This is a genomic window from Methanosarcina sp. UBA411 (assembly GCF_002495725.1).
Classification (GTDB): domain Archaea; phylum Halobacteriota; class Methanosarcinia; order Methanosarcinales; family Methanosarcinaceae; genus Methanosarcina.
The window spans coordinates 204534-220569 of record NZ_DAGK01000034.1 but is presented as its reverse complement, the minus strand read 5'-3'; the positions used below and the strand labels follow the sequence as shown (position 1 = coordinate 220569).

General features: G+C 37.7%; 12 protein-coding genes. 8 read left to right on the top strand and 4 right to left on the bottom strand.

Annotation, left to right across the window (positions count from 1 at the left end; all coding sequences use genetic code 11):
• The first annotated feature begins 866 nt into the window (after positions 1-866).
• Entirely contained in the window at positions 867-2336 is a 1470-nt protein-coding gene (locus BP861_RS14225; RefSeq protein WP_292376641.1) for a flippase, read from the top strand.
• 58 nt (positions 2337-2394) lie between these two features.
• On the opposite strand, the gene BP861_RS14220 is transcribed toward BP861_RS14225, so the two are convergent.
• A complete protein-coding gene (locus BP861_RS14220) occupies positions 2395-3354 on the bottom strand; it encodes an NAD-dependent epimerase/dehydratase family protein (RefSeq protein WP_292376639.1) in 960 nt (319 codons plus the stop codon).
• A gap of 193 nt (positions 3355-3547) precedes the next feature.
• On the opposite strand from BP861_RS14220, the gene galU reads away from it, so the two are divergent.
• Positions 3548-4435, top strand: a complete 888-nt coding sequence (gene galU, locus BP861_RS14215; protein WP_292376637.1) for a UTP--glucose-1-phosphate uridylyltransferase GalU — start codon at positions 3548-3550, stop codon at positions 4433-4435.
• Between the two features lie 82 nt (positions 4436-4517).
• Here galU and BP861_RS14210 read toward each other — a convergent pair whose 3' ends face one another.
• Complete coding sequence (locus tag BP861_RS14210) at positions 4518-5801, bottom strand: UDP-glucose dehydrogenase family protein (protein ID WP_292376635.1); 1284 nt, start codon at positions 5799-5801, stop codon at positions 4518-4520.
• A 263-nt stretch (positions 5802-6064) separates the two neighbouring features.
• Here BP861_RS14210 and BP861_RS14205 point away from each other — a divergent pair, with 263 nt between their 5' ends.
• The 6 genes from BP861_RS14205 to BP861_RS14180 all read left to right on the top strand — a co-directional run bounded on the left by BP861_RS14205 (position 6065) and on the right by BP861_RS14180 (position 12309).
• On the top strand, positions 6065-6343 hold the full coding sequence (locus BP861_RS14205; RefSeq protein WP_292376632.1) for a hypothetical protein: 279 nt from the start codon (positions 6065-6067) through the stop codon (positions 6341-6343).
• A 597-nt stretch (positions 6344-6940) separates the two neighbouring features.
• Positions 6941-8014 carry a DUF354 domain-containing protein gene (locus tag BP861_RS14200; protein WP_292376630.1) on the top strand — a complete coding sequence of 358 codons (1074 nt, stop codon included), beginning with the start codon at positions 6941-6943 and terminating at the stop codon, positions 8012-8014.
• Positions 7998-9047: a polysaccharide deacetylase family protein gene (locus BP861_RS14195; protein WP_292376628.1), complete on the top strand. Its 1050-nt coding sequence runs from the start codon at positions 7998-8000 to the stop codon at positions 9045-9047. Before BP861_RS14200 ends, BP861_RS14195 begins: the two co-directional genes overlap by 17 nt.
• Positions 9037-9963: a glycosyltransferase gene (locus tag BP861_RS14190; RefSeq protein ID WP_292376626.1), complete on the top strand. Its 927-nt coding sequence runs from the start codon at positions 9037-9039 to the stop codon at positions 9961-9963. Before BP861_RS14195 ends, BP861_RS14190 begins: the two co-directional genes overlap by 11 nt.
• Positions 9964-10009: 46 nt before the next feature.
• Positions 10010-11227 carry a glycosyltransferase family 4 protein gene (locus BP861_RS14185; RefSeq protein WP_394339182.1) on the top strand — a complete coding sequence of 406 codons (1218 nt, stop codon included), beginning with the start codon at positions 10010-10012 and terminating at the stop codon, positions 11225-11227.
• A 74-nt stretch (positions 11228-11301) separates the two neighbouring features.
• Complete coding sequence (locus BP861_RS14180) at positions 11302-12309, top strand: GNAT family N-acetyltransferase (RefSeq protein ID WP_292376624.1); 1008 nt, start codon at positions 11302-11304, stop codon at positions 12307-12309.
• Between the two features lie 174 nt (positions 12310-12483).
• Here BP861_RS14180 and BP861_RS14175 read toward each other — a convergent pair whose 3' ends face one another.
• Positions 12484-13929, bottom strand: coding sequence for an oligosaccharide flippase family protein (locus BP861_RS14175; RefSeq protein ID WP_292376623.1), 1446 nt, complete (start codon positions 13927-13929; stop codon positions 12484-12486).
• 105 nt (positions 13930-14034) lie between these two features.
• Positions 14035-15972, bottom strand: coding sequence for a hypothetical protein (locus BP861_RS14170; protein WP_292376621.1), 1938 nt, complete (start codon positions 15970-15972; stop codon positions 14035-14037).
• Positions 15973-16036: the final 64 nt, after the last annotated feature.

Here is a 16036-nt window from a genome sequence, read left to right as displayed (position 1 = left end):
AATGAGAGTGATAACTATATCGCTTTCTACAGTGCTGACTGTGGAAACACAAGTCAAGTGCCAAAACTGAATCTAGTGTACAAGAACTGAATCTAGTGTACAAGTAAGGTTTTTATATTCTCGAGGAAAATTTCCATCATTTCCGACTTGAGGGCATGTTTCTGAGTGTCGGATGTTTTGGAAATTCTTCTTTTTAATCCGCTAAAAACGCAAGAATTTATGATCTTCTAAAGGAATCTTTTTATTCAAATTAGTCTAGTTTCTAGATCTTCTCTTCAGGATTCGTTTCTTAATTTTTTCAATCAGACTAACTAATGTTTTTAAAGTTTTATTTTCAAGTCAGACACTTTTTAGATCTACGTCTACATCGATAAGATTTTTAATTTTATTTTCCAATAAACCAGAGTTTACTTCCTTTTTAAATTCTAAATTATTTTTACCTTATACTTCTGTTTTTCATGAGGTAATATCCAGATGCTCATTTAACTTCTAATAAAATTAATCTAAACGCAAAGGCTTTTATCTTTTGTAGAATTCTCTTATTGGGGTTAGTAGTTAGAGATTAGTTTTTGTTGAAAAAACTACTAACAAAAAACTTAAAGTTAACACTGACGATATATGAGATCTTAATACTTTCTAATTCAAAACTAAAGGTAGTTTGCATGAATGAAACTTATAATATACTTATATATAGGACCTCTACTGAAAGGTTGAAACCTTAGCAAGATGATCTGTATTCAAAAGGATTTAAATATCAAGTTCTGGATAGTAAGTCGGGTCAAGTCGTAAGAAAAACTTTACTGTAAATCTATTTTCATAAATTTCTTCAATAAAAATTCTTAAAAACGGAATTTTTTTAAGGTGATATGGTGTCATATCTAAAATTTGCAAAGGATGTTGGTTTTATCGGGATAGTTCAGGTACTTACAAGCCTGGGGACTTTCTTCCTACTCCCGATAATCACAAAAACCCTTGGAACATACGACTACGGACTCTGGGCTCAAATCAATACCACTGTATCTCTTATCTCTCCCCTTGCACTGATGGGTCTTTCTATGGGTTTTGTCAGATTTTTATCTTCTGAAACGGAAACCAAAATAATAAGGGAAGCTGTGTATTCAATTCTCTTTTTTGTAACTGTATCCGGTCTACTGGCCTCATTTTTGCTCTATGCGTTTGCAGAGCCTCTTGCAACCTTTGGTTTCAAAGATCCTCACGCAACTTATTTTATCCAGGCAGGTTCCCTTTTAATTCTTCTCAGTGTGATCGAGTCTGTATCTCTTTTTTATTTCAGGGTTTTCAGGCAGATTCAGACATATTCTTACTTAACTCTTTTTGAAACATTTGGAAAATTACTTTTCATTCTCTTTCTTCTCAAAATGGGATACGGACTTCTTGGTGTAATCGCGGCTACTTTACTTGTACAAGGCTCTATTTTTCTAATTTCTCTTGTGATGATAATCTCACAAATAGGATTCATCATCCCTCGATTTACTTACATAAAAGAATATTTGCAATTTTCTCTACCGTTAACCCCCAATTCACTCATCAGATGGATTACAGAATCAAGTGACCGATATATGGTTACCTACTTTCTGGGCCTTAGAAGTGTGGGCGTATATTCGGCAGCCTGTTCAATTGGTAGTCTTATACAGCTTTTTGTAAGCTCTCTTCAGATCATTCTTCTTCCCGAGTTATCAAAGCTGTTCGATGAAAATAAAATGGATGAAGTAAGAATTTATATGTCTCATTCTCTGAGATATTTCCTTCTTATTTCGATTCCTGCAGTCTTCGGGCTTTCAGCTCTTGCAAAACCTTTGCTTGGGATCCTTACCACTGAAGATTTTCTTTCGGGTTGGTTTGTAATTCCCGTTATTGCCTTCTCTGGCCTCCTGGCAGGAATCTTCCAGATATTTGTCAACACAATGCTCCTCATCAAGCAAACAAAAACTACGACCTATATCAACATTATTGCAGCAGTTTCGAATGTATTAATTAACCTTCTGCTGATACCTTCTATTGGAATTGTTGGGGCTTCACTGTCAACGTTATTTTCTTACTTTTTAATGGCTGTGCTTTGCATGCATATTTCCTTAAAACACTTTAAACTTGATTTTTATCTTTACGATATTGCAAAAAGCATTCTGTCCTCGATAGCTATGTATTTCTTTGTTTCCTACTTTGCTATCTCCAGCATCCTTGAGCTTTTCGAGATTTCAGGTATGGGTGTAATTATATATTTTGTTGTAATGTTGTTGATAGGCGGATTCAGCGACCACGAGCTTTCTTTAATAAGAAGATATTTATTCAGGGTCAAAAGCGAAGTTAAGCAATAATTTATCTTTATTGTTATATTGGCCAAAAAATATTAATTTAGGAAAAACTGGAATGAAATTATTCTACTAATTTTTCCTCAAGTAGCGCTCTAGCTGTTTCTCTCACGCTTCTCTCTGATGTATAGGCCGGCTTCCAGCCCAAACTCTTCATTTTTTCAATCCCTAGTCTCATCTTTGGCACATCGCCTTTCCAGCCCCTGCTCCCTCCTGTATAGGTAAATTCTACATTAGAAAGCCTCATTTCTTCTATAACAGCCTTTCCTATTTCTGTGGAACTGATAGTATCCTCGGAGCCAATGTTGAAGATATTTACCTTTTCTTGGCCATTCTCGATTAAAAACAATATCGCATCAACGCATTCTGACACATGGAGGTAGGATTTTTCTTGCTTGCCATCGCCCAGGATTTCCAGCAGATTGGAGTTTTTTCGCAGCTTTTTTATGAAATCAACCGTAATTCCATGTGTGCTGCGTGGGCCAACGATATTTGCGAAGCGAAATATCCATGCCTGCATATCGAAAGTATGAGAGTACGAAGTAATAAAAGCTTCACAGGCCAGTTTAGAGGCACCATAAAGCGATATAGGAATAAGAGGGCCGTAATCTTCCGGAGTAGGCATAACACTCGCTTCCCCATAAACTGTTGAAGTGGAAGTAAAAGCAATTTTTTTTATATTATTTTTCCTCATCGCTTCCAGAAGGTTATAGGTCGTCAGAATATTCTGATCTAGATGAACTCTGGTATCTAAAGCTCCAAGCCTGACATCAGGATTTGCAGCCACATGACAAACAAAGTCAATATCTTTACAGGCCTCCTCTATCGCCTCCTGGTTGAGAAGATCTCCTTTTATCAGGGTAAAATCTGGGTCTTCAAGATGACTTTCTATAAATTCCAATTTTCCTGAACTCAGGTTATCAAAAACAATAACTTTATTTCCTTTTTCTACAAAGCGATCTACGAGGTGGCTTCCTATAAAACCGGCTCCTCCTGTCACAAGTATTTTATTCTTTACAGGCATGAAAAACTCTCCAGACAATCTTTCTATATTAATGCTTTATAGTTTCTTGAAGTAATCAGAAAATGCTTTTATTTCATTCCCTATATGGGAGTAAATAATAAGGGAAAAATTAAAGATGTTATGGTTGGATAGTATTTTTATTCAACTGTATGAATAATCTTTTCCCAGAATTCCTTTTACCGGAGAGTTTATTTTGACCGTTAAAAAAGCACTTATTCCGGCTGCCGGCCTTGGAACCCGTTTCCTGCCTGCTACCAAGTCAATGCCAAAAGAAATGCTTCCTATAATTGACACACCTGTAATACAGTACGTCGTAGAGGAAGCTATTGCCTCTGGAATTGAGGATATAATCATTATCACAGGCAGGGGCAAACGAGCAATTGAGGACTATTTTGATGATTCTCCTGAACTCGAGATGCACCTTGCGAAAAAGCACAACACTGAACTTCTTAAGCTTGTCAGGGACGTTTCTTCACTTGTTGATATTCACTATATCCGCCAGAAAGAGCCCAATGGTCTTGGAGATGCAGTCCTCAGGGCAGAAAACCATATTGGAGACGAGCCTTTCGCCGTACTTCTCGGAGACGATATTATTGTGAATGACAAGCCCTGCACTGCCCAGCTCATTGAAAATTTCGAAAAATATGGTAGGTCCACGCTTGCAGTTGAAGAAGTTCCTTATGAAAAATTAAGCAGCTACGGGATTATAAAGGGAAAACCTCTCAATGATTCTCTCTATGAAATGGAGGATATCGTTGAAAAACCGTCACCTGAAAATGCTCCTTCCAATCTGGGAGCAATAGGCCGCTATGTTTTCACCCCTGAAATTTTTGATTGTATAAAAGAAGCTGGAACCGGAGTTGGAAACGAAATCCAGCTGACTGATGGTATCCGGGTTCTTAGTAAGTCACAGATGATCTACGCCTGCAGGTTCAAGGGAAAAAGATTCGATACCGGCGACAGATTAGGATACGTAAAATCAATAGTGGATTTTGCTCTTGAAAATGAAAACCTCAGGAATGACGTACTCGAATACCTAAGGGAAATTTTAGCAGCGGTAAAGGAACCTTCAGGCAAATAAGATCTATAAATAAGGAAATTAAAGGCCAGCAAAGTTAAACTGCCTAATTTAAATAAAAAGGGGAAATAATTTCTGCTGGTTTTTACCAGCAGAGCCCCTCATAATCTATATTTTTCGCTTTAATTACCCGCCTTCCGTCAATTACTATCTTTTCTTTCATGACTTCAAATTCAGAATCAAGCTGCTTGAACTCATCCCATTCTGTCATTACAAGGCAGGCGTCAGCACCCTCAAGAGCATCTTTAGCTTTCCCGAAGTATTCAATTGTCGGGAAGATCCGCTTCATATTCTCGGTTGCCATTGGATCATAAGCCGAAACCTCTGCTCCTAATCTTAGAAGCTCAGCAATGACAGGGGTGGATCTGGACTCCCTTATATCATCAGTCTCGTTCTTAAAGGCAAGCCCAAGGACTGCAACCTTTTTGCCTGCAAGGTTTCCTATTTTACTCTGGAGTATTTCTGTCATTATAATTGGTTGTTTTTCGTTTACACCGATTACGGATTCCAGAAGCACTGGAGAATATCCTATTTCTTTTGCTTTTCCTATAAGTGCTTTTACATCTTTTGGGAAACAGGAACCTCCAAATCCAGCTCCTGAATTCAAAAATCTTGGGGATATTCTGGAATCCTTACCAACTGCTTCCATAACCTCATAAGTGTCAACTTTTAACTTCTTACAAATATTTCCAATTTCATTTACAAAGGATATTTTGGTTGCCAAAAGGGAATTATTTGCGTATTTGATCATTTCTGCTGTTGATAGATTAGTGCGGGTGACTTCACATTTAAAAGTTCGATAGAGTTCCGAGACACAATCCCCAGATTTCTGGTCAATTGCTCCAACAACTATTTTATCAGGATTCATGAAGTCGTAGACGGCTTTTCCTTCTCTAAGGAACTCAGGGTTCATTGCAACTCCAAAGTCTTTCCCTGCTGTCTTTCCTGAGGCTTCTTCAAGGATAGGAAGAACAAATTTTTCAGTTGTTTCGGGCACAACTGTGCTTTTAACAACCACTACATGGTATCCATTTTTCTTTGCTAGCACTGCCCCTATGCTTGCTGCTGCCGCACGGACAATTGAAAGGTCTATGCTTCCATCTTCTGCGGAAGGAGTCCCTACGCAGATAAAGGAAATGTCCGTATTCCTGATGGCAGATTCATAGTCAGTAGTTGCAGTGAGACATTTTCCGGCATGTTTTTGCAAAAGCTCTCCAAGTCCCTCTTCATATATGGGGGGGATGCCTGAATTTATCTGATCCATTTTTTTCTTGTCGATATCTACACAGACAACCTCATGCCCTACTTCTGCAAAACACGCGGCTGTGACTGAGCCCACATATCCTGACCCTATAACGGAAATTTTCATAAATTAAACCTCTTCATTGAGAATTGGAGAGTAATCAATCCCAATTCTTATTTATTTTTTGATAGGACATCCTTCCAAGTCTACTTTGGAACTCGGTAATTTATCCTGTCTTATGTAGTAAATTTCTTTATCTCTTTTTATAATTGCGTAGTAAATCTCTCAATCTCTTTTCATATGTTTATATAGTTTAACGTTTATACCGTATAGCTAGAATTTAGTATATGTCTAGATAATTCCTTTACAGAAATTTTGGGGGATTTATAATGATTTCAATACTTGGCATGGGTACAGATTTTGCAATGGGAAGTTCTCTCCCAGATTTAGGTATCTGTTTTCTCTCAACGGATTTTGGAATCCCTACATATTATCAAATTACGGTCATAGGATTAATCGCCCTTATAGGTATGAAGGAAATGCTGCTGGTCTCCAAGGAAGAAGACGAGTTTTCGGTAGATTCAATGGATATGGGAATTTATCCTCTTATAATATGCTTTATTGCTAGTTTCCTCTTTGCAAGCTTTAAAATAATATTTGCAAACTAACTGGCCGAAAGTTAATTAATTTATTTATTCAGTAATTCTTCTATTCCTTCTAGCAAGTGTATTTTTCTGCCCAAATATCAGAGGTTGAATAATACTTATTTTCCTATTTCCTAGGTTAAAATGACTATAAATTTCCACACTGATAATTCTAGTTATCTTAGTTCAGTAACTCTGTTTCCATAATTATTTATTTTTGAGCCATTTATCTTCTAGTCATAATATTGTTTGTTAGTAACTATATCTGTAGTAAAAAATTAATTTTCTCAAGGACGCTATTAAGGGGGTCACTCTAACCGCTGGAACAGGATAGTTACTATCTTTTAAGGTAGAGTGAGGTGGGATAAGTCTATCTGACAGAACGGTTCGGAATCGGGGCAGAGTGAATACCAGGATTTGACTGCATACTTTTAGTAAGGCAGAAAAAGGCAGGAAGATTTCTTGATTTGTTTATTGTTATATTCATTTGCCTAATTTGCTTTCAAACTTGGTTTGAAGTTAATTTCCTATCCTCAGTCTCGAAGGATATTCGTACAGACAGACTGTTTATCTCTTTTAGTTATTACAGTTTTAGGAAATATTAATTGGGGAGTGAAAAAGTTGAGAGTTCTTATTGATATAGGGCATCCAGCCCATGTTCATTTTTTTAAAAACATTATATGGAGTCTTGAGAAAAAAGGACATCAGGTAATGGTAGTCTCGCGGGATAAGGACGTAGTAATAGAGCTCTTAAACGCCTACAGAATTCCGCATACGGTTTTGAGCAAAGTAAAACCAGGAAAGATTAATTTGGTTGAAGAATGGTTCATAAGAGAATTCAAAACTTTTAAAATTACCCAGCAATTTGATCCTGACCTTTTTATGGGTATACTTTCTCCAGCTGTTGCTCAGATATCCTGGATACAGCGGAAAAAATCCATAATTTTTAACGACACCGAACACGCAGTACTGGCCCAGAAGTTAACCTATCCCTTCTGTGACATAATTTGTACTCCTTCATGCTATCTAAAAAATGAAGGACAAAAACAGATAAGGTATAGTGGATATCATGAACTAGCTTATCTTCACCCAGCTTATTTTACTCCCAATCCTGAGATCCTGAAAGACCTCGGGGTAGAGGAGGGGGAGCCTTTTACAATCCTTCGTTTCGTTTCATGGGGTGCACATCATGATGTAGGCCAACATGGAATCAAAAATAAAGTGTCACTTGTCCAGGAAGCCGAAAAATTCGGAAAAGTATTCATAACCTCAGAAGGGCCTCTAGATAAAGAATTTGAAAAGTATAGAATTCGGGTCTCCCCAGAAAAAATTCATCATTTGCTCTATTATGCTACTCTGTATGTGGGTGAAGGGGCAACGATGGCTGTTGAGAGTGCAATCCTGGGAACTCCATCAATTTATATTTCCACTCTCGCGGGAACTATGGGGAACTTTTCCGAACTTGAGAAGAAGTACGGTTTGCTTTTTAATTACAATGATTCGAAATCTGCTCTGACAAAAATTATAGAACTTCTTAACGATTCGGAACTTAAGAAAACCTGGAGTCTGAAAAAGGATGCTCTTCTCAGGGATAAAATCAATGTTACCGATTTCATGGTCAAGCTTATAGAAAGTCTTCCTGATAAAAAATCTGGATTTTCTTTATCTTCGGTTTCGGATGAGTCTTATGCATGAATTACTGATGAACAACCAAGAAATATGGGATCTTTTCACTCGAAAAGAAGAATATTCTCCCGAGAAGCTGGATGAGCACCATCGTTTTCTTTTCTCTGAAAAAGATCTACGAAATGCTTCTGAACCTGAGGTCTCAAGATATCTTATAGAAAATGGGATGCAGGTCGAATTTCCTGAAAATAAATCATTTGCCGTTTGTTTGACTCACGACGTAGACGATATTTACCCACCTCTTTCCCATAGCTTATTGTCGTCAGCTTATTGCCTTAAGCAGTTGAATTTTCAAGAATTTTTAGCTCAATCACTCTGGAAATTGAGAGGAATAGACTACTCCCCTTACCTTAATTTTTCTAAAATTATGGATCTTGAAGCCAGTTTTGAAGCAAAGTCCTCTTTTTATTTCATTACTGCAGAAGCAGATCCAGTACGATTTAGGTATAATATAGATGACATACAACACCATCTTGGAGAGGTTTCCGATAGGGGGTGGGAAATTGGTCTCCACGGAGGCTACTATTCATATGATAATCCAGAAAAAATAAAAAAAGAAAAAGAAAGCCTTGAAGCAATTCTGGGTAAAAAAATCATAGGTTTTCGCAATCACTACCTAAGGTTCAAAACTCCTGACTCTTGGGAAATACTTGCAGATGCTGGTTTTAGCTATGATTCCACTTTTGGGCACAGATACTCAGTTGGTTTCAGGAACGGAATGTGCCATCCTTTCATTCCATATAACCTTAACACAGGAAAAGAGATTGACATTCTCGAAGTTCCACTTGTCGTTATGGATACTGCTCTCTTTTCTACTTCTAAATCTTTTGACGAAGCTTGGGAGCGCACAAGAAATTTGATTGACACTACAGCAAGTCTCAACGGTGTTATTACCCTGCTGTGGCATAATTTCGTATTCAGCTGCGACTTCCGAAAAGATTGGGTGAGGCTTTACGAGAAGGTGCTTCAGTACTGCTCCAGAAAAGGGGCCTGGATGACAAGCGGGGAAGAAATTTACAGGTGGTGGGCAGATGGGGCCTGAATTAAAAGAGAAATATTTGCTGATTACTCCTGCAAAGAATGAAGAAAAAAATCTGACCGAAGTCTCAAAATCTGTAATAGGACAGAAATTAAAACCTGAGTTATGGATTATAGTCGATGATGGGAGTACAGATGGGACGCCACGTATTCTCGAAGATCTGAAGGCAAATTGTTCCTGGATCCAGAGCATAAGATTACCTCCAAGGCCAAGGGATATTACTTTTCACTATAGTTATGTCTGTAAACAAGGCTTTGACTATGCACTTGAGTATTGTAGGAAAAAAAATATCGAATTTGAGTATATAGGTCTTCTTGATGCTGATACGGTTCTTGAAGAAAACTATTTTGGAAAACTTCTGGCTGAGTTTGAAAAGGACAATTCTCTCGGAATAGTAAGTGGGGGAATCTATTATGAGAATGATGGGAAACTTTCCTTGGAAGTGACTAAAAAAAGCCTTCCTCGTGGCACAGGAAGAATATGGAAGAAAGAGTGTTTCCTCGAGACTGGGGGATATGAGGTTGAGCCATCTCCAGATTCGATTTCCAATATAAGAGCTCTCTTGAGAGGCTGGCGGCTAATGCAGTATGCCGATGTAGTCCAAATTCAAAAACGTAAAACGAGTGCAGCTAATGGGCTCTGGAGTGGATACATAAAGAACGGTTGGATGGCTTATTATCTTGGTAAAAATTCTTTCATGGCTCTTCTAAACGCGCTTTATTATTCCGTGAAGTCCCCATATTATACAGGTGCTGCTTATTTCTTGGGGTATTTTGGCTCGGCGATTAGAAGGGAGAAGAAAATTCAGGATTCTGAAATACGGGCTTACTACAGGAATCAAGGGCTTGGAGGACTGTTATCCAGATTCTCTGGGACTTTTAACCGAAACTCAAAAGGCGTAAGGAAGGGAGAACAGTGAATATTAACGAATATCTCAAAAAGGCGGTTTACTTAAAGGTGATAATTTGAAGATGCTTTTTCTGGATATGGTAAGGCCTCTTTCTCTTGCTGATGGCTCGCTTATCCACAGGTACGAGCTTGTTAGTAATCTCGCCAGACTCAATAATGATATCCATATTTTTACTACTGGCTCAACCTCCTTTTTGAATATAGCTAATGTTCACGGCCATTATGTTCCTCCTGGAAACTTTCTCTCACTTACTATTAATTATTTCATAAGTTCTATACACCTTCTGGGTTCCGAGACTTTTGACGTGCTATATACCCGCAATCCCAATTTTGGCTTTCTTGCTGGACTCTTCTGTAAAAGCAGATGTAAAAAAATAGTTTATGAATTAAATGGAATTCCTGAGGATGAAAAGAACCTCTTCAGGGAAAAATACGAAGGGAGCAATGTTTCGCAGTCAAGAGAAAATAGGTTCTCAAATCGATATTTCTCTGCACAAGCTAGGTTTAAACTGTTTATTCTCAAAAAAGCTCTCAGATTTTCGGATAAAATTATTGCTGTCACACCCGGAATAAAAACAAATCTTGAGAAGGTCTATAACATCCCTGACGAAAAAATAGTCGTAGTTTCCAATGGAGCAAATACTTCTCTGTTCAAGCCATTGGAACAGGAAACCTGCAGAAAAATGCTCGGTCTGAATCTTGAAATTCCCTATATTTGTTTTGTGGGTAATCTTGCTCCCTGGCAAGGGGTCGAGTATTTGGTAAAGGCGGCTCCGTATATACTTTCCAAATTTCCGGAATGTCGCTTCTTAATTGTCGGAGATGGGGTCATGAAAGATAACCTTTTCAAGCTTTCCAGGGAACTTGGAGTTGAGGACAGGTTCATTTTTACAGGTGTGATTGCATACGATCGCGTGCCTCTCTACATTAATGCAAGCGATACCTGTACCGCTCCCTTTATATTTGCCAGAAACGCAAAGATAGGCCTGTCTCCTTTGAAATTATACGAGTACATGGCTTGTGGAAAACCTGTAGTTGCAAGTAATATCAGCGGCGTCTCTGACGTACTTGAGGCATCCGGAGGGGGAATTCTTGTTCTTCCTGAAAACCCGGAAGCTCTTGCAGAAAGTATCTTAAAGCTGCTTGAAAATCCAGGTTTGAGAACGAAACTGGGTTCAAAAGGTTTAAGTTATGTTACTGAACATTACAGCTGGTGCAGCGTTGCGAAAAAGGTTAATAATGTCTGCAAATCAGGACTCGAGGCTGAGAACTGAAGTATTGAATTCAATCTTATATTTTCCTATCATCTCACGGATAAGAATAATTAGCTATTTGCACGGGGTTTAAAATGGACGAAATTGAAGTTAGAGAATTAGCGCCATCTGAATACAAAGAATGGGATTTGCTTGTAGAAAAAGCTCAACCTGGTACACTTTTTCATACCAGTGAGTGGCTTGGAATTTGCAGGGATGTCCTGTCAAAAGACCTTAGAATTTATGGTTGTTTCAGAAAAGGAGAACTTGTTGGAGGATGTCCTCTTTTCGTTAAAAATATTAAGGGAGCTTTGAGGGTAGCGACTTCTACCTGTGATATGACCAGCTACAGTGGGCCTCTTATTAAAGAGAGTGCCAGCTCTAAAGCAAGTAAACAGGTACAGGAGGTTCATGATATTCTTAATCCTCTCAGGGAATTCCTCTGCAAGCAAGGATTTGACAGTATTCATCTCACTTTTGCCCCAGGTTTTAAAGATGTAAGACCCTTCACATGGTACGGATGGGATTCAACTGTGCATTATACCCATCACTTAAATCTAAACGAAAATGTAGATGACAACATCTCAAGAAAAATTCGAAGGGAACTTAAAGCTGCAAATGAGGCAGGACTTAAAACCAGAACATGGAACGATCCTGAAACATATTACCATTTGCTCTCAATGGTCTATGAAAAGCAGAATTTAGCCCCTCCCCTTCCTAGAGGGTTCTTTGAAAGAGTATTTAAGCTAATTCAGGAAAAAGATATTGGCTACATGTTTGTCACAGAGACTCCTGAGGGTGAAGCTGTTGCGGCTCACTTGAATCTGTACGGGAAGAAATGTACCGTAACCTGGACTTCAGCTCTGAACCCGGATTTTGGCCGTTTAGGTCCAAATGCTCTTCTATATTATAATGAGTTCCTTGACTTGAAGTCCCGAAATTTCGAATACATGAACGTAATGGCAGCAAACATTTCTAGGTTTGCGGATTTTATTATGGGCTTTTCTCCCGAGCTAATTCCCTATTATAGTGTGACTTTAGAGAGCAAAAAGTATTCAATCGCAAAAACTCTGTATAAAACCACTCACAAGGAAACCTACTGACAGAAATGAGACCTTATAAATAAAGAAGCCGGAAGAATCCCATAATTATTTTTTATTATTTTTTTAATTGGGATTTTCCTCTTTTTATTCTAGACTTAAACTTTATTTCTCTTCTGTAAATGCGGTGCAGGAGAAATTTTTTTAGTTAAGTTCTTTTAGAATACTTAACTTCTCTCAGGTTTTGTTTTTTATATTCAAGAGAAAAGCCGAAAATATCTTCCTGAATGTAGGATCATCACGAAGGGTTACTCCATAATAGATAGGAGTTATGACGATGGCTGCAAGGAGGATAATATAAAAGTTAGCGGAGAGTACTTCAAGCAGAATTAATGGGACCGAAACAATAATTCCGATTGATGCATACTTAGCAAGGATTTCTACACTTTCCCTTTTATTAATTCCTGCAAGATTAAGCAAATATGCATTATTCCAGAGCCAGAATATAACTCCCGTAAGGCTGAACAGCCCGAGGGCAAATTCCGGACTTCCATACATTCCCCCTATAGCAAGTGCGACGAACCTAGAGACTAAAAGAATCATACTGAAGGTAAGCCAAACCTTCTGTTTGTCGAAGATGCTGTAGAGAGTTGAGATAGGTGAGGAGAGGAACACAAGGAATATCCAGGGCACAAGAATTTTTACGTATGTTCCTGATACATCCCAGCCTTCTCCGAAAGCAAATGTAAATATCTCTTCTCCCAGGATTATCAGAAGTATCATCGGGAATATTCCTATTAGAATCAGCTTTTTATAAACTTCACTAACGACGGTTTTCAGATCTCCATTCTGATTTTTCACCTCACTGACTTTCTGGAAGAAGACCTGTTGTATAGCTGTCCCAATAAGTGACATGGGCATATTTACTACTTGGTTCGCAATTGAATAATATCCGACAACGCTTGTATTGTAAAAATATGCAAGCAAAAAAGTAGGCACTTGTGGTGAAATCGTATTTGCGAGTGTAGACCAGGAACTAAATAAAGGGAAATTTTTATACCGGATCGCCATTTCTTTCATTTTTTTTACGGAAACTTTCCTGAAGACCTTTAAGTCTTCTTTTGCGCCCTTAAGCATTAATAAATCTGCAAATCCGTACCCAACGGTATAACCCCCTATCAGACCTAAAGGAGATACATTCCAGATAGGAGTCACTAACTGAAATGCTTTGGTTGATAAAGTGTTTAAGACTTTGGATCCTGCAATAACTCCAAAACGTAGTCTTCTTGAAAGCCAGTAGTTCTGCACGAAAAAAATACCGTTAAAGAATACTATTGCAGGTAGATAAATTAAATATTTTGAAGATCCCTGCGTATGAAATATGTACTCAAGAATGTACTCAATATCTTCCGGAAAAATTATTACTACTACAGCTATGATTAAAGATATAATGGTTACTAACATGGAGCAAAGGAAAACTACGTTTGCGGAATCTTCTTCGTCTTTTGGTAACATTATAGCATACTGGTATGAAAAAGTAGAGAAAATTACCAGTACGCCTGATACCGCTACAAAAATTTGAAAAACTCCTATATCATCAGCGCTATAAATTCTAGTGACTATTGGTACAAGAAGTACACCCAGAATCTGTGAAGCAACACTTCCTGATACAAGTTTTAACACATTACTGATAAAGTTTGACATGCTATTTCCAACTTTAAAATGTAAACCCTAGATTGTGGGTTCTTTTTTCATTCCGCAATAGTACACGGAGACTATCCTGGGTTCTTATTTTCTTGACGTTTTATCTTCCTTCATATAAGCAAATACCTCTTCATTATCGTAAACCCGGGCGTAATCATATGCTTCGAATCTGTTGAAGAATCCATCTGGCACTGTCTGGATGATATTCACGCCATAACGTTCAGGATCATTAATAGATACAGGTTCTTTAACAGTTGACTTTCTCAGCAAAATCATCGGACTGCCATCAATCTCTCCAGTCTGTATATGTTGAATATTAAAATATGTTGCGTTACTGGAATCATATCCTCTGTCCCTGTAAAAAAGACAACTGTCATAGGGGGAGTCCATCAGGATGTTTTCGGAGTATTTTGCGGTTACAGTTTTAATAGCCTCTATTTCAATACTTTTGAATTGGTTTCTTACGGTCGTGTCCTTTGCCACAAGTGGATTGTCTTTATTTATGCCTGGTGTTGTAACCATTATAAACGAAAATAGAAGAATGATTGTGAACATCACAGGGATCTTTGCTTTTTTTGAGTTAAGGAGACTCACTAATTTCAACATATAGGAGGCGGATACAAGTACGAGAAACACTGCTATCAGTGGGAACCATCGACTTGTCAGGAAATTCCTCATCCCAAGTAAAGGAATTCCATAAGCAAGGCTGTACAGGACTGTAACAACTAAGGCAATAGAGAATTTATTGACTTTTTTTATATCTCTGCCAGAAAACCATGCTAATACCCCTCCTATTGAGAAAAATGGTAGAGCAAGGTAGCTTATGTGAAGTAAGAGTGTTTCCAGTGTATCCTGATTATTTACGGAACCTACAATAAGTTCATTGCCTGAGTAGCTTGATCCTATTTGAAGAACATCCATAAGAGGACTGAGAACCATTTCAAGAAACGAAGTGTCCTGATTGACATACGTGAACATCCAGTATGTTTGTAAACTAATAATAAAAAATAGAATATAATTAAAACTGTTTGTTTTAATGGAAAGACTTTTGTATACATGACTGTGCAGATATTTGCCTGCGCAAATTGAGACTAAAGCCAGAAATACTACAAAAGTTGTCAACTGATGAGTCAGAACCATTAGAGTGGTAACTAGCAGGATAAATCCTGTATATCTCAAGTTTTGTTTCTCGCTAAAGATTGCGTATATAATGAATATAAAATAGCAAAGAACAAGAGATCCAGGAGTTATATTTGTAATTCCTGCAACGATGTTATGGTTATTTAAGTTTATTAATAAAGTAGCTAGCAAACCCATCTGAGGGCCTTCAAGTTTCTTTCCTACCAAGTAAACTCCTACAGTGCTGAAAATACTTGCAAGCCCTATGGAATAAAACATTGCGTCTTTGATATCGGTTTCGCCCATTATTTGAATAACTGATACAAAAATATGTGCAAGTGGGTAATAGAAATATTTACTGCTTATTTCAATCGGAGCAACAAACCCGGTATCAGTAATTACCCTTGCCATATTGGCATGAAAATATGCATCATAGCCCATTAGGCTTGGAAAGTTATAAAATATCCCGACTCTGATGAGAATTGATAGCAGGAATATCTGCAATAATAAAGAGGTCACTCCGTCCGCTTCTCTTACGTAAAGTATCTGGGAGGCGATAATAGCTGCAAGGATGCATATCAATATAAAGGAAGATATAGGCCTGTAATACAGATTCGCGCTGTATATAATGACGCATGCTAAGAATATTAGATAAAACGAGATACTCATTATACTTTTAAATCTACCTTCTCTAGCAGATATTGCAGCCTCACTCCTAAATTTATTTCTAAATATAAAGTAGATAAAACAGGAGGAGAGAACGGCGATTCCTATATCTTTCTGGTTTAGGTTGATGATATAGTATAAAGAAACAATTAATAACCCTAAGCCAAATCCCATGACGCTGAGAATCACATCTAGATTTGTTGATAATTTCTCAACGTATCCATTTGCAGTTTCCATACAACCCCACAACATAATAATATTAATAAAGTGCGTTTTAGGTTAAAATATTTTTCCTGCAAGT